This window comes from Peribacillus sp. NPDC076916, assembly GCF_050269675.1.
Lineage (GTDB): Bacteria > Bacillota > Bacilli > Bacillales > DSM-1321 > Peribacillus > Peribacillus aracenensis.
In genome coordinates this window covers 568,999-586,791 of record NZ_JBNNIU010000003.1, presented here as the reverse complement: position 1 = coordinate 586,791, position 17,793 = coordinate 568,999, and the positions used below count along the sequence as shown (strand labels likewise).

Here is a 17,793-nt window from a genome sequence, read left to right as displayed (position 1 = left end):
ATAAAATTTAGTTATAAACCGAAAACACGGAATTGAAAATATTGCTTCGGGTCAGTTGATTTTGGAAAAACATTTCAAAGGTACGTTTTTCCGAAGTCCTTTTGTCTACAAAATGAAATAATAGGGGTGTTGCCCTGTATTTTTTATTTTGGAAAAGCTCAATGAATGCCCAAACAGAATAGCATACATGAGGTGGTGATTATTATGGATAATCAATATCAATACTATCATGGGCAGGTTAATCCGATAAATCAGCAACATGATACACAGTCAGAAGATGAAATTAACAGGCAACAACAAGGGTTTCAAGAAGCGTTTAGACAAGGGTATCGACAAGGATATCGACAAGGGTATAGGGATGGATACCGAGCAGGGCAACAAGCGGGGTTTCCAGGACATCATCAAAGACAAATGCCGTCGTGGCCTAATGAAATTGATATAAAAGTGGGTACACCTAATGGTCAAGAGTGGTCTGGCAAAATTGTTTTACCACTGAATCCGAGTTTGGAGCCATAACTAAACCAAGCATATAAAATAACATCCGTTAAATAAAGCTAAAACAAAAAACCGGGCACATAGCGCCCGGTTTCTTAGGATTGCATCTTATTTTGCCGCTTTAGCCGCTTCGATTGCACCTTCGTAATTTGGATGATTCGTACCTTCACTCACATATTCAACATATGTGATTTCATCAGAGCTGTTCACTACGAATACAGAGCGGGCCAATAGACGAAGTTCCTGCATGACGACACCATACGCTTCACCGAATGAAAGGTCACGGTGATCGGAAAGAACTTGAACATTGTCCAAGCCGCTTGCTGCACACCAGCGTTTTTGGGCGAAAGGAAGATCGTTACTGATCGTCAGTACTTTCACATTATCCAATTTTGCCGCTTCTTCATTGAATTTACGTGTCTGTGCATCACATACTCCTGTATCCACGGATGGAACCACACTGATAATGCGGACAGAACCTTTGGAGTCGCTTAATGTAACAGGTGATAAGTCATTTGCCAATACTGTAAAATCAGGTGCTTTGTCCCCAACTTTTAGTTCTTGTCCCACTAAAGTGATCGGGTTGTTTTTAAATGTAACTGAAGCCATTAATAATTCCTCCTTTTTATGCTATATGTACAAGCATAATCATATTTGTTTTACCGGAATTTTGCAATAAATTGAATTGGGAAATGTGAGACGTGCTTGCACATGTCCGACATCCAAGCCTTTTATGGTGTATTGGCAGACTGCAGCAAAAAGAAAACTCGGCGGGTGCCGAGTCACAGTTAGAAATCTATATCCTGTTTAGGTTCTTGGTACCTCTTTACAGCTGGTTGACTGCCGCCTTGATTACTGCCTTGATTTTGATTACTGTCTTTCTTGGATAGCATGGACTGAATTTTATCGACGACTTGAGGAGCTAAATCCATCATTTTTTCGAGAAGATGCGTCCCTTCATCCAGATGAATCATTTTCACCCCATGGGAACCGACAATCAAAAAGGCAATTGGTGTTATGGAAACCCCACCGCCGCTACCGCCGCCAAAAGGTTGCTTGGAACCACCTTGCTGTCCTTGATGGTTCCCATCCATCATAAATTCGCTGCCACCGGCTGCAAAACCAAATCCCACTTTGGATACGGTTAAAATGACACTTCCATCCGGAGTCTCCACCGGATCCCCGATGATAGTATTCACATCAACCATTTCTTTCAGATTTTCCATAGCTTCTTTCATTAAACCTTGGATCGGATGATCTGACATTTAAATTCCTCCACTCTAGAACGATTGTTTATTGGAATCACCTGATAGCTTCGCTAATTTCCTGGATTTGAAATGCGGCTTTCCGCCTTTCCAATAACGAAGCAGTTTTATTCCAGTCACCATAGCCTGCCCGATTCTAAATTGTAATATGCAGGAAATCTTCGTGTTTGCCTGCCATCTCTGAAAGTCGGGTGTAATGGAATAGGAGGGCATGATCCGGAAATTGAAATAGGTTGTCAGCACCCCGATGATCGAACCTTTAAGTGCCCAGCATGCTCCAGTTAAAACACCGGTGTGTGCAGCGTTTTTAGTACCGACCATACTATGCCAGGTGAATTTTTTGACTTGGACTTTCCCTGTGAATTGACGGACGATCCCATGAAAACCGATTATATGCTGAAGCATTTCCAGACTGTCTGCGAATCCGTCACGCAAATCTTCGGCTGTGATTTTTTTCTTTTCTTCCTTTTTGGTATTTCCGTTCATTTCTTGCTCTTCCTTTACTACTATAGCTGCAGAGTCATCTTCCATTTTGATGACCGGAACCTTGAATGTATAGTGAAAAAGCCCATGCCAAGCTGATAATTTAATATGTATTTGATCATTAGTTTGGATACGTTTGTAGTCGATGTACACTCTTACTTTAGTGAAAACAACAATCAGCAGCACCAATATGAGGATACCTATAATCAACAATAGCCACTTCATGCACCCACACCCCTTCAGCCTATCATTATCGGCATATGCAAAAAAAATAAACCTGCAAAAGCGAAAATTCCGCTCTTACAGATTTATGAATGGAAGAATCATCTTCTGGTCAACACAACGCCCGTGTCTGCAAAGACATCATGCAAAGCCTGCTTTTTCGGTAAAAGGCCTGCCAAGAGATAGCCAATCCATGTGACTTTTGAAATATAGCGGCCAATCAGCTCCCTGAACAATATCGTCCCCCATGAAATGGTTTTTTTCTCTTCCTTCAATGCAACGACTTTCAGTCCAAAAATCATCTTGCCAAGGGTCTGGTTCAAGAATTTGGTCATTAAAACAAAATATAGGAAGAATACGACCCCCGTTAAGAAGCCCTCTGCGGAAAACCAGAGATCATCTGTCCCTTCATAAAACTTGAAGATCGGATGAATCAAAATCCGGTTCAAACTTCCGATAACCAATAAATCTGCTAAATAGGCCCAAAACCTCATCCAAAAACCAGCAAAATGCACTTTCTTGACTCCGTCATCATCCACAGTCTTACTGGCTGGTGTAAATTCCTGCTGAACGGGAACCTCTTGATCTGCCATTAGATTGGATGAAGCGATTTGTTCATTGTTTTCATTTCGTTCCGTCATCCTTCAGCCCCCCTATTCCGCATACAAATACATTAAGCGTGGAGAATTTGAAGAGGAAAGGATTTTTGTCAAGACTGCCGTTTCCACATCATTTCCCAACATTTTTTGCGCACCCATACTGAATAATGAACCGAAACCTGCCTCATCTGTATAACGGATAACTTGAGCATCCTTTTTACCGATATCCGTTTTCATTGCGGCAATTACATCATCCAAATGACCGAAATCATCGATTAGATGGTTTTCTTTAGCCTGACGCCCATCATAAATGCGTCCATCGGCAATTTCCCTTACTTCCTTCTCTGTCATTCCGCGTCCGTCTGCAATGACTTTTACAAATTGATCATAAGAATTATTAATCATGTTCTGCAGTATTTCTCGTTCTTCCCCAGTCATTTCCCTGGTTGGACTCATTATATCTTTGTGTGGTCCGCTTTTGATGGTTTCGAACTCGACACCATACTTCTTGGCCAGCTTCTCGTAATTATACCCATGCATGATGACGCCTAGTGAACCCGTCATCGTTTCCGGGCTAGCATAAATCTTATCGGCTGGTGCAGAAATATAATATCCGCCTGAAGCCGCCATTGATCCCATGGAAACATAAACAGGTTTTTTCACTTTCTTGATATCTAGGATCTTGTCATAGATCTCTGCACTTTCGACGACACCGCCGCCTGGAGAATTCACCCGAAGGATGATTCCTTTGATATCATCATTTTCCTCTGCCATCTTCAGCTTATCCATGAAGGCCCGGTGATTATATGTTGCTGAACTAAGTAATGAGGCTTCTCCTGTATCTTGAATCGTGCCCTCTACATCAAATACGGCAATAACATTTGAGAAATCATCACCTTCTATGACTTCCTCGTAAAATGCACTTTCGGAAGCTAATAATTCATCAATGATATTTTCCGTATCCGCTGTAAATAGAGTCGTAGCCGCCCCAACAGCAATAGAGACAAAAAATAAAACGGCTGCGATTCCAAGTGCCGCCCAACGCTTTCCATTCATCTGTTTTCCCCCTTAAATATATGTATCCTTCTTACCATACGAACTAATGACAAAAATGTTTCATTCCATGATAAACTAAGACATATAAAATTGTAGCAAATAATCCTCAAATTGGAAATGCATTGGTCCATTTTGCACAAATTGCATTTATCGTAAACAGGATAAAGAAAGCCCTTTCATCACCATACATACTAGGGGGAACATGATGAACACTCGAAGGAATATTTATTTTTTCCATGCACCGAATGCAGAGATGATTAGCAAGGTAGAATACTTGTCGGACTTGGCGAAGCAACATTCGTATGAAGTCATCCAGGATTTCACGAAAGCAAACATCATCGTAAGCATCGGTGATGACGGCACATTCCTGCAGGCAGCCCGGAAAACCGGATTCAGGGATGACTGTTTATATGCGGGCATTTCCACCACAGGTAACTTGAATATGTATTGCGATTTCCACTTGGAAGACAGTGATAAAATGATCGATGCCATGACAAAAGAGCAAATCGAGGTCCGTAAATACCCAACCATCGCTATCCAGTTGGACGATCAACCCTCCTTTTATGCCCTTAATGAACTCAGTATCCGGTCTTCCATCACCAAAACGTTCATCATGGATATTTTCATCGATCAACTCCATTTTGAAACTTTTCGCGGGGACGGAATCATCATTGCGACTCCGACTGGAAGCACCGCCTATAATAAATCGGTCAATGGATCCGTTGTCGATCCTCTCCTCCCTTGCTTTCAAGTGAGCGAGCTTGCTTCCGTCAATAATAATACCTATCGGACCCTAGGTTCCTCATTTATTTTAAGCGGTGATAAGACGTTGACCGTCCACCTTGAAGAAAACGGACCAAGCTATCCGATCATCGGAATGGACAATGAAGCACTAAGTATCAATCATGTCGAAAAAGTAAAGGTCCGGTTAAGCGGTAAAGTCATCAAGACCGTTAAATTAAAAGACAATTCCTTTTGGGAAAAGGTTAAAAGGACCTTTCTATGAACTAAAAAAGGTACCGGGTATGGTAACCGGTACCTTTAAATATGATAAAAATCTTTCGTATTTTGATAAAGGATTTCATAGACATCCTCAATCGGCAATCCTTTAATCGAAGCAATCTGGCGCACACTGTCATGCATCATGCCGGGATGGGTCCATTTCCCATTGAAAACCCCTTCAAACGGCCATGGTCCATCCGTTTCAATCATCATCAGCTTAAGTGGGTATTCCGAAACCAATTCCTGTATTTCCCTCTCATAACAAACATCAGGAGTAATCGAAATGCGATAGCCCTTTTCGGCCATTCTTTCGACTGTCCGGATATCGCCTTTAAACCAATGAAAGTGTGCCTTTGTGATTTGATGCTTATCCAAAAGGTCGCAAACGATGGGTGCATCGTCATGTACAGCATGGAGGATAACCGGCTTTTCAACCTCTTTAGCTAAGATCAGGAACCTCTCCAGTATCGCTATATACGCTGACTTATCAATATCGGGATTTTCCTGCCTTAAATAATAGGGCAGCCCAACCTCACCAATGGCAACCATATCTTGATGATGTTCCCGCATCCAGTTCAAAAGTTCGTTCACTTCTTCATCACTTGGGAGGGGCTGCTCAGGATGAAAACCAAAGGCAGGCTTTATTCGTGAATCCTTCAGTGAGAGTTGATAATTATTAATCGAAGAAGCCAAATTCATGGAAACAGACAGTAAGGATTCCATATGAACCTTTTCCATGTCAGTCAGAATCTGCTTCCGCTTAACAACGTCATACCGGTCCAAATGGATATGACTGTCGATGATCCTCAAGTTTAATCGCCTCCCTTAAGTAGAAATAGTTGGCTTCAGTGCTGCATATAAGTCTCTCTTCAAATGAAAAAACTCATCACTAAGAAGCTGTTCTTCACTTCTTGGCCTTGGAAATGGAATTTCCACTTCTTTGATGACAGCAGCCGGTTTTGCTGATAACACATAGATTCTATCTGAAAGGAAAACTGCTTCATCTATGCTATGTGTAACAAATAGCACCGACCTCCGATTTTCTTCCCAAACCGACAATAGCCATTTTTGCATTTGCAATCTTGTCAGTTCATCCAAGGCAGAAAAGGGTTCGTCCAGGCACATCAAGTCCTGTGGACTTAAGATACTCCGGATGAATGCGGCCCTTTGCTTCATGCCTCCAGATAATTCATGCGGATATGCTTTCTCGTACTCTTCTAATCCGGCTTTCATCAATAGGGCTTTTGCCTTTTCTTTATCTCTGATCCCAGCAAGTTCACTTCCAAGCAAAACATTTTCCACTACCGTCCTCCAAGGTAAAAGGGAAGGCTGCTGAGGCATATAGCTGATATGGCCCTTTAAGCCATTTATCTTTTTGCCACCCAGTGAAATGATTCCCTGATCCGGCTTCAAAATGCCGCCGATCAAGTGGAACAATGTACTTTTACCGCTGCCTGATGGCCCAAGGATCGTGACAAATTCCCCTTCATCCACATGGAAATTCATATTCTCCAATATATTCTGTTTACCATCGAAAGAATAGGAGACATCTTTAATTTCCAGATTCATCCCTTTTCCCCTCCTTTCTCTTCCAAGAAACTAAGTATTTCTCCAGGATGGTGATGATTCCAAAAAAGATCAGGCTCATTCCCATGATGATGAAAATGGCAACAAACACCCGATCTGTCCTGAACGCAGAGGAAGCGAGAGTCATATAAACACCAATCCCCGATTTTGCTCCAAGCCATTCCGAAATAACCGCACCCATTACACTATAGGTGGCCGAAATTTTCAGGCCGGAGAAAATGAACGGAATCGAGTGAGGAAGTTCCAGCTTCCAAAATAACTGGCTTTTTCCCGCTCCCATCATCTTGAAATAATGCTTAAGTTCGTACGGTGTCTGGCGTAAACCATCCAATGATGAAACCGCAACCGGAAAAAAACATACAAGCGATATCACTATTAACTTAGGCAGCATGCCAAAGCCAAACCAGATCACCAAGAGCGGCGCCAGAACAATGATGGGTATATTTTGTGATAGTATGAGCAGAGGATAAACCGCATCCTTCACACCTGGAAATAGGTGTAAGATTGCCGCGATCAATAAGCCGATGCAGCTTCCAATAAAAAAACCCGACAACGCAAGCTCGGTTGTGGATATAAGGTGTCCGTATAGATTGCTGGACGACTCAATTCCTTCAATGAAAATGGCCGATGGAGCGGGAAACAGCCATTCTTCGACTTTCAATAAAACTGTCACTGACTCCCATACTATCAGCAACAATAATAAAAGAAAGAAGGGAGCCCCCTTCTTCCAAATTCCCCTTCCGTTCATGCCCTATATTTCTCCGTTAACGTATCCATCGTTATCCCGCTTGGCTGATATAATATTTTCACTTGGGAAATGACATTCGGCGATCCTATTTCAATCATTCTTACATTCATTTTTTCTATCACGGCAAAAAGTTCGGAAAGCTCACCCTCCATTGTCGTTTCAAGCGGGTGAACCTCATACTTGACACCTGATTCTTCAATGATCTTGATTGCTTCATCGACCATGGGGATGACATTTTCCCCTTTAGGAATGATCTGTATGCTAATTAATGAGTTGGCCATTGTATTTCCTCCTATTTTGGTAAAAATTCATTGGTAAATGCCTTTTCAGGATCGAAATCACCTTCAAGAAGCTTATTTTCAGTCATCCAATCACTGTAATTCTTCCAAATTGCAAGCTTTTGCTCACCCCATCGCGGAGCATCATCCTGATACTTGTCTGCCAGCCACTCCTGGCTTTTCTTCACTAGTTTTGCATCAAGATCCGGTGCAGATTTAATTAACATGTCCGCTGCATCATCAGGATTCTTGATCGCAAACTGGTACCCTTTCGAAGCTGCATGTACGAATGCTTTAACAGTCTCCGGATCTTCTTTTATCATCTTTTCATTCGTAGTCAATACAGGCGTATAGTAATCAAGCTTATCAGAGTATTCGGTTAAGTAAACCATATTAAGCTTTTCATTTCGCAATTCAGCCTCAATCCCTGTCCATCCATAATAAATCCAGGCAAAATCTATATCCCTTTTAACCGAAGTGAAAAAATCCGTGTCTCCTGTATTGACTATATCCACTTTATTTACATCCGCATTTTCTTTTTTCATGAGTGAATCAATGATGGCCTTTTCAACCGGAGACCCCCAGCCACCATACGTTTTCCCTTCAAAATCCTTGGGAGTTTTAATGTTCTTTGCCTCAGGTGAAGCGAATCCCGAGGTATTATGCTGGATGACGGCAGCTACCGAAACAATCGGCACGCCCTGCACGCGGGCCTGCGTTATGCCCTCCTGGTAACTTACGCCAAATTCAGATTTCCCTGAAGCGACAAGCTTATCAGCTCCGGCTTCACCTGGCATGATGATTTCCACATCAAGACCTTGTTCTTTAAAATAACCTTTTTCCTTGGCTACATACAATCCTGTATGGTTTGTATTAGGTGTCCAATCGAGCACGACCGATACTTTTTTTAATTTTTCATTTCCTTCATTTTTAGATGCTTCTTCTTTTTCATTAGTTCCGCCTGCACCGCATCCAGCCAAAAGGAACAACGAAGTTAACAGTGGCAAGAATTTATTCAAGTCATTATCCTCCTACACATCATATAAGATCCATATGCCGGAACCATAATGGGGCTCCAGGGTTTATTCAAATACTGGATGAAAAAGCAAAAAACGCCCGAAGATGGATTCGGACGTTAACATACAAAACAGAAAGTCAGTAATAATATGTTCCCTCCGCTGGCATCATCCAGATCAGGTTCAAAGAGTCAGCATCTAAAGGATGCAATCTCAGCCAGCAGTACTGGCCCCCCTACATTTCTCGCACATATGAACTTTTCTCTCTCATTATATCAATTCATGGGGAAAAAGAAATACTAATTTGCTTCTTCTCGCTAATCGGAGAGGTATTCCTGCACTCTAGGATTTCTAGCAAAACATCTTTTGGAATGAAAGCAAAAAAATTCTGCCTCTTTTCATTCCAATCATTCTCAGCTGTCACGTTCCAAATAGTCAATTCAAAGCTTGCATTCATATAATGAGCATTATATGTAAACATTTTTGTTTACCGGTTTTATAAACCGTTCATTTCATAAGTAAAAGGTGGATATGATCATGATAAAGATTAATCACAAACGGTTAGATGTCAGTCAAATCCAACCAGGAATAGCATCTGCTAAATCACTTGAAATCGTCCAATTGCTGGCGGAGGATTCCAACATTTTTGAATATCGGAACTTTAGAAAGTTTAATTTCGAGATACAACTGAGGAACCGGGTCATTGCGGCAGCTATTGCGTTGGATAAAAGTAATGCAGAATTTTCCACACTTGAGGAATCGGCATCCAATAAACAATATTGGCGCCTTTCAAAGGATGGCACTTTTACCCTTCAGCCAGGAGTTCTCCCTCATGCTGCACTCGTTGACATTTTCATAAATGGAGGGCTTTATGCTTTTGAATGCGGGACTGCAATAGTCGTCACTTTTTTAAAGGCCATTTTGGATTTGATCGGCCCTAGGAATTTCGACGACCTTTTTTCAAACCTAGTTTTATATGACTGGCACCCTCCACAAAATATGGAACTCATCGTTCATAAAGGAAGGGATTATTTACCAGGTGATTGCCTTTACTTCAAAAACCCTGATCACGACCTGGCAACTCCTGAATGGCAAGGTGAAAATGCCATATTATTAGGAAAAGACCTCTTTTATGGCCACGGGATCGGGATTACCAGTTCACAGGGAATCATCGATGAATTAAATAGCAATAGAAAGCCGTTCGCCACCATATCGGCATTCCTGACAGATCATATCATTTTCCTGGATAGTTCCTTCTATAGTCAATTCCAACAACATATCCCCCGTGCAAAGTCCGATTACAGTCCTGTCAGCCTTTCCAATTGTATTGTATCAGAAATAGGTTCGAGTTTTTACCTTTCATGACCCGGGCATTTTCTCCTAACCGGCATAAAAAAATGCTTGGAGAGAAATCTCCGAGCATTTTTTGTTATTCACGCACCAATATTCCCTTTGCCTTTGAACCTGCGGGCACTTGCCTGACCCCATTTCGTTATGGATAATGTATAAACAGCCAAGGCTGACCATATGAACAAAAAGGCTAAAAGGTGTGCTTTGGTAAAACTTTCATGATAGACGAATACCCCGATCAATAAAGATAAGGTCGGAGCGATATACTGAAAAATGCCAAGCATCGATAACGGGATCTTCTCCGCCCCTTTCGCAAAATATAAAAGAGGCAATGCCGTGACAATCCCGCCGCCCACCAACAGCAAGCTTGTGCTTCCCTCTGTAAAGAATTGCATTTCTGATTGGTTCATCAAGTATATCAGGTAACCCAGGGCAAGAGGCGTTACCATCATCGTTTCGAGCGTCAGCCCGATCGCCGATTCGGCCTTGATCATTTTTTTTGCCAGACCGTATAATCCGAACGTCATGGCCAAAACAAGAGAGATCCACGGGATGGTGCCGAAATGAATGCCAAGGATCAAGACTCCGATTCCTGCAAGCAGGAATGAAATGATTTGGGCCCGGCTCAGTTTTTCTTTTAAGACTATCACTCCCAATAGTACACTGACTAGCGGATTGATATAATATCCAAGGCTCGTGTCGAGGATCCGTCCTGAGTTAACGGCCCAGATGAACACTCCCCAATTAGCTGTAACAAGCAGTGACGCCGTTAGTAATGCCGTAAAGAGTTTGGGATTTCCCATTATGTTTTTGACATAATCAAGAAACGCTTGCCATTTTTTCATGAACATCAATAAAACCAGCATGAACACGAAAGACCATAATACCCTCTGAGCTAAAATTTCTGTTGCACCGACTCCCTGAAGGAACTTCCAGTAAATCGGCACGACTCCCCACATCATGTAAGAAAGGGCTGCATAGATTGCCCCTTCTTTTTGTTCATCCACTTTCATAACAAGCCTTCTTTCCATTTACATTCCTTTATCTAATTCCATCTAATAATTTTGTATTTCCATTTCTTTTTTTGCAACTGTTATTTTTTATCATACATGATTTTGTCATCGATGACCGTCATGACCGCCTCTGCTTGTAGGAGATCATCCGGCGCCACAGCAAAAACATCCAGATTAAATACGGTAAAATCAGCATCGTACCCTTCATTGATCACACCGCGGCGCTTTTCCTGGCCGATTGCTGCAGCACTCCCTTTTGTATACAGTGAGAAAGCCTCGTATACGGAAAGCCTTTCGCCCAAGCCATATACGGTTGGGTCATCACTGTTGATTTTCTTCCTTGTGATAGCTGCATGAATGCCCAAAATTGGATTTAATGGTTCAATGGGTGCATCCGACCCTCCCGCACAAATGATGCCCAAATTCAAATAGGTTTTCCAGGCATAGGAGGATTCCAGTAGATCGGCTGGAACCTTTTCTTCCACCCACGGAAAATCGGACGGGACGAAACCCGGCTGGATATCAAAGATTACCGGCAGTTTTGCCGCCCGCTCCAACAGCTCCGGCCGGACAATCTGCGCATGGATGAGCCGGTCCCTCTGCCCCTTTATTGGCGGGAGGGCTTCTACTGCATTCAGGACGTATTCAAAAGCGAGATCGCCAATCGCATGTACAGCAATCGGCATTCCGGCATCCCTTGCTTTTTTCACCCATTCCTGAAGCTCGTTTTCAGTGAATATCGCGACTCCATTCGTATCCTTTTGATCTACATAAGGCTCGCTCAACAGAGCTGTGCGGCCGCCCAAGGAGCCGTCGGTAAATATCTTCATGCTGTCAAATTTGATATATCGCGTACCTTTCTGATAGCCGCCGCCTGCTGCCAGCATTTCTTCAAACGCTTCGTGATGGACGAGCAAATTGGCGCGAAAGGCCATTCCCCGGTCCTCGATAACCGATTTAAACGCCTGATATGCCGGCATGAAGCCATTGTAATAATAAAGGTCCTCGGTATGCCCCCCTGTCAAACCTAGCTTATATGCGTCTTCTATGGCCTCTGTGAGCGCGTTTTCGATATACTCTTGATCAATCCCGGGAAGGCTGTCTAAAATAAAGTTCTGCGCTTGACTTTCTTTAAATAAACCATTTAAACGCCCGTCAGGATAACGGCAGATCACCCCGCCTGAAGGTTCCTTTATATCTTCTTTAATATCCGCTTCCAATAGGGCGCGGGAATTGACCACCAAGGCATGACGGCAAATCCTTTTCAATACGATGGGATGTTCTGTCGATATCTCGTCAAGCTCATCCCGTAATATCAATTCAGGACTCGGCCATTCATTTTCATTCCACCCTTCGGCAACAATCCACTTTCCGGCCGGGGTTTTTGAGCACTTTTCCTTCAAGGATTTCAAGATGGCCTCCCTGCTATCCATCAAAGAGAGGTCTAAACGAAGCAGCCTTTCACCATGCCCGACCAAATGAAGGTGACTATCCACTAACCCCGGCAGCATCGTTTGTCCATTTAAGTCGATTTCCCTGGAAATATTGCCGGCATATTCATTTTTCAAATAGTCCTGGCTGCCGGTATCAACAATTACCCCCTTTTCAGTGAAGACTGCTTCCACTTGATCGTTTTCTTTAATCATCGTATAAATCGACCCATTGAACCATAACGTTCCCATTCCGGCTTTACACTCCTTATTAAATGATTGTTACTGTGCAGATATGCAGTAAGTGTACCATCTCATATCACGGAATCCCATATTTATGCTTTTATCCAAGTACCTGTAATAAAAAAAACGCCAGCCGTTGGGGCTGACGGTAGTGCTTTCAATCAATTGTTAAGGAGTGCTTCTTCCCTTTTCCGTAAATCCACCCGTTTGATTTTACCTGATGTCGTTTTGGGCAGTTCTTCTAAAAATTCGATTTTCCTTGGATATTTATATGGGGCAGTCAATTCCTTCACGTGCGTTTGGAGCGTCTGGATCAAGCCTTGACTGTTCGGATCGATATCCTCCATCAAGACTACATATGCCTTGACCACATTTCCCCTTATTTCATCAGGGCTTGCTATAACGGCACACTCTTTAACAAATGGATGCTTCACGAGTGCATCTTCCACTTCAAACGGTCCAATCGTATATCCCGAGCTGATGATGATATCATCAGATCGACCCTCAAACCAGAAATAACCATCTTCATCCTTTTTCGCTTGGTCGCCGGTAATATAATAGTCCCCGCGGAACTGCTGTGATGTCCGCTCCGGATCTTTAAAATATTCTTTAAATAGAGCAGGTGTATCTACATGTACGGCAATATCCCCCACTACGCCAGGAGAACAAGGTTTGCCTGAATCATCAATGATTTCCACATGGTTGCCCGGAGTCGGTTTGCCCATGGAGCCCAATTTAATATCCATGCCTTTCGTTACCCCTACCAACAGGGTATTTTCGGTCTGTCCATAACCATCACGCACTTCAATATGGAAATGGTTTTTAAAGACCTCGAACACTTTTTGATTTAAAGGCTCTCCCGCTGATACAGCACTATGAAGATGGGATAAATCATAGTCATCAAGGTTATCCGCCTTTGCCATCAATCGATACTCGGTCGGTGTGCAGCATAATGCATTCACTTTGTAGTCCTGAAGCAGCTGAAGATATTTTTTCGCCTCGAACTTCCCATGATAGGCAAGACCGGTCGCTCCCGTTCCTAGAACCGCCAGGAAAGGACTCCAGATCCACTTTTGCCACCCTGGGCCTGCCGTTGCCCAAACCACATCCGTTTCGCTTATGCCAAGCCAGTTTGCCGCAGACGTTTTCAAATGGGCATAAGCCCATCCATGTGTATGGACGACCCCTTTTGGATTTCCTGTCGTTCCGGAAGTATATGATAAGAACGCCATATCCTCACTCTTCGTGTCGGCCATGGGCAGCTGATCTGATTCCTCATCGGCAAGCTCATTCAAATCCAGCCAATTTTCGATTCGTTTTCCGATTGAAAATTTGAGGAGGTTTTCCGCCCCTTCTACTTCATTCAATTCATGAGTATATTCATGGTAACTGATGATTCCTTTGACATCACCATGGTTGACTCGATACTGCAAGTCCTTCGCACGAAGCATTTCGGAACAAGGTATGACAATCATGCCAATTTTCAATGCGGCTAAATACACTTGATAAGCTTCCACCAAACGAGGGATTATGATAAGGACCGTATCACCTTTACCCAGTCCTTTTTTCTTGAAGGCATTTCCGATTTTATTTGCACTTTTTAATAAGTTCTCATATGTAAGTTGTTTTTTATCCCCATTTTCGTTCTCCCAGAGGACGGCAACTTTTTCTGGATCTTTTGCAAAACGTTCCATTTCACTAACTAAGTTGTAATGTTCCGGAGCCAATAAGTCTTCACGCTTCATATTCTTCCCCTCCAATTATGAACTCTTAGTACCTACTCATTATACAAGATACTTCTCTAATATTTCTATTTATTTTTACAATTAAATAAAGAGAGTGGGTGTTAGAACCCGCCCTCTGTAAACTGTAGTCAAATTCGATGAACATCCAGTTTTCACTAAAAAAACCGTTCCAGTTGATTTCAGAAATCCGCCGACTGTCTGCCAAGCCTCATCAAAGCAAGCGTCTGTGGGGTCTCGGCCAGCCAGTTTTTCGGCAGGGGTGTCGCAAATTTCTTCAATCCTGTGAGTTTTCATTTTATTTAAAACAGTAGAAGAATCATGTAGTATTACTAAGTCTTGTTTAAAATAATGGCCCGCACTTTATTCGGCCGCCACGACCAACAAAAATAAAGAGAGCGGGTGTTAGAACCCGCTCTCTGTAGCCATGTTTATTAAATTATCTGTTGAATCCTCCGCCTAATTGTTGTTCAGCCATTTGAACAAGGCGTTTTGTGATTTCTCCACCAACTGAACCGTTAGCGCGAGATGTTGTGTCGGCACCAAGTTGTACGCCGAATTCTGAAGCGATTTCATATTTCATTTGCTCTAGAGCTTGTTCAACTCCAGGTACCAATAATTCGTTTGAGCTGTTGTTGTTTGCCATGTGTTTTTCACCTCCTTGTGATTATAGAGTGTGTTAAAACACATGGCTTCATTCGCACAATTTTATTGGTAATTACAGGATATTAAAATAGGTCTTCCATCGCTTCTTCCTTATCGAAAGTCTGACCAGGTTTAACCGTTAATATTTCAGTTTCGGAGACCGCTTTTTCAATCAAGGATTCAAAGTCGACGAAGCTTTCATAGTAATTGACTTTTTCACGTTTCGGTTTCGTTTTTGGGCTTGCCGGCGTAAAGACCGTACAGCAATCCTCGTACGGCAGATTGGATATTTCAAAAGTATCGAGCTCTCTCGCAATTTTGATGATTTCTGTCTTGTCCATGGTAATCAGCGGACGCAGGATCGGTGTATTCGTCACCTCATTGATGGCAAACATGCTGCTCATCGTCTGGCTCGCAACCTGTCCAAGGCTTTCACCGGTAATCAGTGCCATGGCTTCTTCCTTTTCACGGATTCGATCGGCGACCCGCATCATTAAACGCCGGGTTGTAGTCATTGAGTAGTTTTCCGGGATTTGTTTTTGAATCAATAATTGGATTTCCGTAAATGGAACGATATGCACTTTCATGCTTCCATTTATTTCTGCAAGCTTGCCTGCCAAATCAATGACCTTTTGGCGTGAACGTTCGCTTGTGAACGGCGGGCTATAAAAATGGATCGCTTCGACGTCCAATCCCCGTTTCATCGAAAGGAATCCCGCAACAGGGCTATCAATCCCGCCTGAAAGCATCAGCATCGCCTTCCCGCTTGAACCGAATGGAAGACCGCCTGCCCCCTGGATGATTTCACCTGTCAAATACACGGCTTCGCGTCTCACTTCCACTAGCAGGTTCAAATCAGGGTTCTTTACATCCACTTTTAAATCTTCTGTATTTCGAAGTAAATGCCCGCCGATTGCCCTGTTAATTTCATCTGTATTATATGGAAAATCCTTATCCGCGCGTTTTGTCGTGATTTTGAACGTATTCACCTCTTCAAGAGTATGATTAAGATAATACAGTGCTGCCGTTTTCATCACTTCCAGATCACGCTCTATTTTTATTGCAGGGCTTAATGACTGAATTCCAAAAATGCCTTTCAACCGCTCAATGACAGGCTTATGGTCCGCACCGTTCAGGAGAACGTACATCCGCTCCCTGTTGGCAGTGAGCACTACACCTTCTATATCTTTTAAACTCCAGCGGATATGTGCCTTCATTTTGTCTACAAAGCCTTTGCGGTTTCTTTTTTTCGTGGAGATTTCTCCATAACGGATAATTATATGATCAAATTTCATTTTGCAACCCTCATTATTTTTTCTAAATTAGCGACTATTTTCTGTATCGCCGCCAGAACTTGCTTTGCTTCTTCCATTTCATTGCCATAGGTAGTACTGATCCGGATGACGCTTTCGGAACGGGCTGTATTATGGAACATCGCATCCACCGTTTTGCTTACCGTCCTTTTTTTCGAAGAACAGGCACTGGTCGTCGAAACATATATTCCTTCCGATTCAAGTGCATGCAGCAATACCTCGGATTTAAGCCCCGGAACGGAAAAATTCACAATATGGGGTGCACCCTCTTCAGGACTGTTAACCATTACCCCGTCCATTTCCTTCAAGCCTTTATATAAATATGTTTTGATTTGCTGCAGCTTATCAAGATACAGCAATTGATTGTTCATACTAATACGCAAAGCCTTCGATAGGGCGACGATTCCTGCAACATTTTCAGTGCCGCTCCTGATTTTCGTTTCTTGATTGCCACCATGGAAAAGCGGATCGACCCGAACGCCTTCACGAACATAAAGGATGCCCGTCCCCTTCAAGCCGTGAACCTTATGGCCGGAAATTGTACATAAATCCACATTGGCTTCGCGCAATGATAACGAAACTTTGCCTGTTCCCTGTACATTATCGACATGAAAGAGCACGTTTGGGTATTGTTTTAACAATTTACCAATTTCAGCAATCGGCTGTATCGAGCCAACTTCATTATTAACATGCATGACGGAAACCAAAATGGTATCTTCCCTCAATGCTTCCTTAAGATCCGTTACATCAATTTGCCCACATTCGTTAACGGGAAGATATGTGATCTCATAGCCCATTTTCGTCAATGATTGGCATGCATCTTCAACAGAAGGATGTTCAATCGCAGTCGTGATTATGTGTTTGCCGCGATTTCCCTGAGATTGGGCGGCCCCTTTGATGGCAAGATTATTTCCTTCCGTCCCCCCGGAAGTGAAATATATTTCCGAACTCTTCACCTTTAGTAAATCAGCGACCTGCTTTCTTGCGGCGGAAAGCAGTTTTTCGGATTGCACCCCAAGTCCATGAAGCGAAGAGGGGTTCCCGAAATAGTCCGAAGTAACCTTCATGAATGATTCGATTACTTCGGGATATGGTTTTGTTGTTGCACTATTATCAAAATAAATCATGGGTTCACCTTCCATGTTTTTGTATCTATGATGGTCACTCTACTGAATATAAGTTTCAATGTTGCTGTTGCAACTTCTAATATTAACATAATTGAATTTGAAAGAGAATGTAAAACACTGGTCCACTGAAATGATAGGAGACCTGCTTTTTTTAGTCCCGCAGAACGATTTAACTTCCT

General features: G+C 42.7%; 19 protein-coding genes and 1 riboswitch. Of the genes, 3 read left to right on the top strand and 16 right to left on the bottom strand.

All coding sequences use genetic code 11. The features are described 5' to 3' along the window. Positions 1 to 204 precede the first annotated feature (204 nt). Entirely contained in the window at positions 205 to 516 is a 312-nt protein-coding gene (locus tag ACQKFG_RS12425; RefSeq protein WP_192206059.1) for a hypothetical protein, read from the top strand. 87 nt (positions 517 to 603) lie between these two features. On the opposite strand, the gene tpx is transcribed toward ACQKFG_RS12425, so the two are convergent. The 5 genes from tpx to sppA form a co-directional block, all read right to left on the bottom strand. Then, complete coding sequence (tpx, locus tag ACQKFG_RS12420) at positions 604 to 1,104, bottom strand: thiol peroxidase (RefSeq protein WP_034309176.1); 501 nt, start codon at positions 1,102 to 1,104, stop codon at positions 604 to 606. Between the two features lie 179 nt (positions 1,105 to 1,283). Beyond that, positions 1,284 to 1,760, bottom strand: coding sequence for a GerW family sporulation protein (gene ytfJ, locus ACQKFG_RS12415; protein WP_349727830.1), 477 nt, complete (start codon positions 1,758 to 1,760; stop codon positions 1,284 to 1,286). Positions 1,761 to 1,775: 15 nt separating this feature from the next. Further along, the gene (locus tag ACQKFG_RS12410; protein ID WP_349727829.1) at positions 1,776 to 2,468 is read right to left on the bottom strand and encodes a DUF2953 domain-containing protein; all 693 of its coding nucleotides are present in this window, start codon (positions 2,466 to 2,468) and stop codon (positions 1,776 to 1,778) included. Between the two features lie 98 nt (positions 2,469 to 2,566). Continuing rightward, complete coding sequence (locus ACQKFG_RS12405) at positions 2,567 to 3,106, bottom strand: RDD family protein (protein ID WP_427559290.1); 540 nt, start codon at positions 3,104 to 3,106, stop codon at positions 2,567 to 2,569. A 12-nt stretch (positions 3,107 to 3,118) separates the two neighbouring features. After that, the gene (gene sppA / locus ACQKFG_RS12400) at positions 3,119 to 4,120 is read right to left on the bottom strand and encodes a signal peptide peptidase SppA (protein ID WP_427559287.1); all 1,002 of its coding nucleotides are present in this window, start codon (positions 4,118 to 4,120) and stop codon (positions 3,119 to 3,121) included. Positions 4,121 to 4,325: 205 nt separating this feature from the next. Here sppA and ACQKFG_RS12395 point away from each other — a divergent pair, with 205 nt between their 5' ends. Further along, on the top strand, positions 4,326 to 5,126 hold the full coding sequence (locus ACQKFG_RS12395) for an NAD kinase (protein WP_342615855.1): 801 nt from the start codon (positions 4,326 to 4,328) through the stop codon (positions 5,124 to 5,126). A 35-nt stretch (positions 5,127 to 5,161) separates the two neighbouring features. Here ACQKFG_RS12395 and ACQKFG_RS12390 read toward each other — a convergent pair whose 3' ends face one another. From ACQKFG_RS12390 to ACQKFG_RS12370, 5 genes are read right to left on the bottom strand one after another with little or no spacing between them, the layout of a single operon-like run. Then, positions 5,162 to 5,932, bottom strand: a complete 771-nt coding sequence (locus ACQKFG_RS12390) for a TatD family hydrolase (RefSeq protein ID WP_427559284.1) — start codon at positions 5,930 to 5,932, stop codon at positions 5,162 to 5,164. 15 nt (positions 5,933 to 5,947) lie between these two features. Continuing rightward, the gene (locus tag ACQKFG_RS12385; protein WP_342614281.1) at positions 5,948 to 6,691 is read right to left on the bottom strand and encodes an ABC transporter ATP-binding protein; all 744 of its coding nucleotides are present in this window, start codon (positions 6,689 to 6,691) and stop codon (positions 5,948 to 5,950) included. Next, on the bottom strand, positions 6,675 to 7,457 hold the full coding sequence (locus ACQKFG_RS12380; protein ID WP_427559280.1) for an ABC transporter permease: 783 nt from the start codon (positions 7,455 to 7,457) through the stop codon (positions 6,675 to 6,677). The genes ACQKFG_RS12385 and ACQKFG_RS12380 overlap by 17 nt, the downstream gene beginning before the upstream one ends. Next, positions 7,454 to 7,738 (bottom strand): thiamine-binding protein, encoded by a 285-nt coding sequence (locus tag ACQKFG_RS12375; RefSeq protein WP_034309193.1) that lies wholly within the window; start codon positions 7,736 to 7,738, stop codon positions 7,454 to 7,456. Before ACQKFG_RS12375 ends, ACQKFG_RS12380 begins: the two co-directional genes overlap by 4 nt. 11 nt (positions 7,739 to 7,749) lie before the next feature. Further along, positions 7,750 to 8,754, bottom strand: a complete 1,005-nt coding sequence (locus ACQKFG_RS12370) for an ABC transporter substrate-binding protein (RefSeq protein ID WP_342614283.1) — start codon at positions 8,752 to 8,754, stop codon at positions 7,750 to 7,752. Between the two features lie 134 nt (positions 8,755 to 8,888). Continuing rightward, a riboswitch (TPP riboswitch) is annotated at positions 8,889 to 8,998 on the bottom strand. 290 nt (positions 8,999 to 9,288) lie between these two features. On the opposite strand from ACQKFG_RS12370, the gene ACQKFG_RS12365 reads away from it, so the two are divergent. Beyond that, complete coding sequence (locus ACQKFG_RS12365) at positions 9,289 to 10,116, top strand: protein-glutamine gamma-glutamyltransferase (protein WP_427559276.1); 828 nt, start codon at positions 9,289 to 9,291, stop codon at positions 10,114 to 10,116. Positions 10,117 to 10,184: 68 nt separating this feature from the next. On the opposite strand, the gene rarD is transcribed toward ACQKFG_RS12365, so the two are convergent. From rarD to ACQKFG_RS12335, 6 genes are all read right to left on the bottom strand, one after another. Further along, on the bottom strand, positions 10,185 to 11,114 hold the full coding sequence (gene rarD, locus ACQKFG_RS12360; RefSeq protein WP_342614285.1) for an EamA family transporter RarD: 930 nt from the start codon (positions 11,112 to 11,114) through the stop codon (positions 10,185 to 10,187). A gap of 80 nt (positions 11,115 to 11,194) precedes the next feature. After that, complete coding sequence (locus ACQKFG_RS12355; protein ID WP_427559273.1) at positions 11,195 to 12,796, bottom strand: amidohydrolase; 1,602 nt, start codon at positions 12,794 to 12,796, stop codon at positions 11,195 to 11,197. Between the two features lie 152 nt (positions 12,797 to 12,948). Further along, positions 12,949 to 14,532 (bottom strand): acyl-CoA synthetase MbcS, encoded by a 1,584-nt coding sequence (gene mbcS, locus ACQKFG_RS12350; RefSeq protein ID WP_427559270.1) that lies wholly within the window; start codon positions 14,530 to 14,532, stop codon positions 12,949 to 12,951. A gap of 436 nt (positions 14,533 to 14,968) precedes the next feature. Then, a complete protein-coding gene (locus tag ACQKFG_RS12345; RefSeq protein ID WP_125160175.1) occupies positions 14,969 to 15,175 on the bottom strand; it encodes an alpha/beta-type small acid-soluble spore protein in 207 nt (68 codons plus the stop codon). An 82-nt stretch (positions 15,176 to 15,257) separates the two neighbouring features. Beyond that, positions 15,258 to 16,469 (bottom strand): tRNA uracil 4-sulfurtransferase ThiI, encoded by a 1,212-nt coding sequence (thiI, locus tag ACQKFG_RS12340; protein WP_214790982.1) that lies wholly within the window; start codon positions 16,467 to 16,469, stop codon positions 15,258 to 15,260. After that, positions 16,466 to 17,614, bottom strand: a complete 1,149-nt coding sequence (locus tag ACQKFG_RS12335; protein ID WP_192206071.1) for a cysteine desulfurase family protein — start codon at positions 17,612 to 17,614, stop codon at positions 16,466 to 16,468. The genes thiI and ACQKFG_RS12335 overlap by 4 nt, the downstream gene beginning before the upstream one ends. Between the last annotated feature and the right edge of the window lie 179 nt (positions 17,615 to 17,793).

What these genes read in the sequence shown, in the direction of transcription:
- ACQKFG_RS12425 (WP_192206059.1), top strand. Translation starts at nt 205, where the DNA reads ATGGATAATCAATATCAATACTATCATGGGCAGGTTAATCCGATAAAT.
- tpx (WP_034309176.1), bottom strand. Translation starts at nt 1,104, where the DNA reads ATGGCTTCAGTTACATTTAAAAACAACCCGATCACTTTAGTGGGACAA.
- ytfJ (WP_349727830.1), bottom strand. Translation starts at nt 1,760, where the DNA reads ATGTCAGATCATCCGATCCAAGGTTTAATGAAAGAAGCTATGGAAAAT.
- ACQKFG_RS12410 (WP_349727829.1), bottom strand. Translation starts at nt 2,468, where the DNA reads ATGAAGTGGCTATTGTTGATTATAGGTATCCTCATATTGGTGCTGCTG.
- ACQKFG_RS12405 (WP_427559290.1), bottom strand. Translation starts at nt 3,106, where the DNA reads ATGACGGAACGAAATGAAAACAATGAACAAATCGCTTCATCCAATCTA.
- sppA (WP_427559287.1), bottom strand. Translation starts at nt 4,120, where the DNA reads ATGAATGGAAAGCGTTGGGCGGCACTTGGAATCGCAGCCGTTTTATTT.
- ACQKFG_RS12395 (WP_342615855.1), top strand. Translation starts at nt 4,326, where the DNA reads ATGAACACTCGAAGGAATATTTATTTTTTCCATGCACCGAATGCAGAG.
- ACQKFG_RS12385 (WP_342614281.1), bottom strand. Translation starts at nt 6,691, where the DNA reads ATGAATCTGGAAATTAAAGATGTCTCCTATTCTTTCGATGGTAAACAG.
- ACQKFG_RS12380 (WP_427559280.1), bottom strand. Translation starts at nt 7,457, where the DNA reads ATGAACGGAAGGGGAATTTGGAAGAAGGGGGCTCCCTTCTTTCTTTTA.
- ACQKFG_RS12375 (WP_034309193.1), bottom strand. Translation starts at nt 7,738, where the DNA reads ATGGCCAACTCATTAATTAGCATACAGATCATTCCTAAAGGGGAAAAT.
- ACQKFG_RS12365 (WP_427559276.1), top strand. Translation starts at nt 9,289, where the DNA reads ATGATAAAGATTAATCACAAACGGTTAGATGTCAGTCAAATCCAACCA.
- rarD (WP_342614285.1), bottom strand. Translation starts at nt 11,114, where the DNA reads ATGAAAGTGGATGAACAAAAAGAAGGGGCAATCTATGCAGCCCTTTCT.
- ACQKFG_RS12355 (WP_427559273.1), bottom strand. Translation starts at nt 12,796, where the DNA reads ATGGGAACGTTATGGTTCAATGGGTCGATTTATACGATGATTAAAGAA.
- mbcS (WP_427559270.1), bottom strand. Translation starts at nt 14,532, where the DNA reads ATGAAGCGTGAAGACTTATTGGCTCCGGAACATTACAACTTAGTTAGT.
- ACQKFG_RS12345 (WP_125160175.1), bottom strand. Translation starts at nt 15,175, where the DNA reads ATGGCAAACAACAACAGCTCAAACGAATTATTGGTACCTGGAGTTGAA.
- thiI (WP_214790982.1), bottom strand. Translation starts at nt 16,469, where the DNA reads ATGAAATTTGATCATATAATTATCCGTTATGGAGAAATCTCCACGAAA.
- ACQKFG_RS12335 (WP_192206071.1), bottom strand. Translation starts at nt 17,614, where the DNA reads ATGATTTATTTTGATAATAGTGCAACAACAAAACCATATCCCGAAGTA.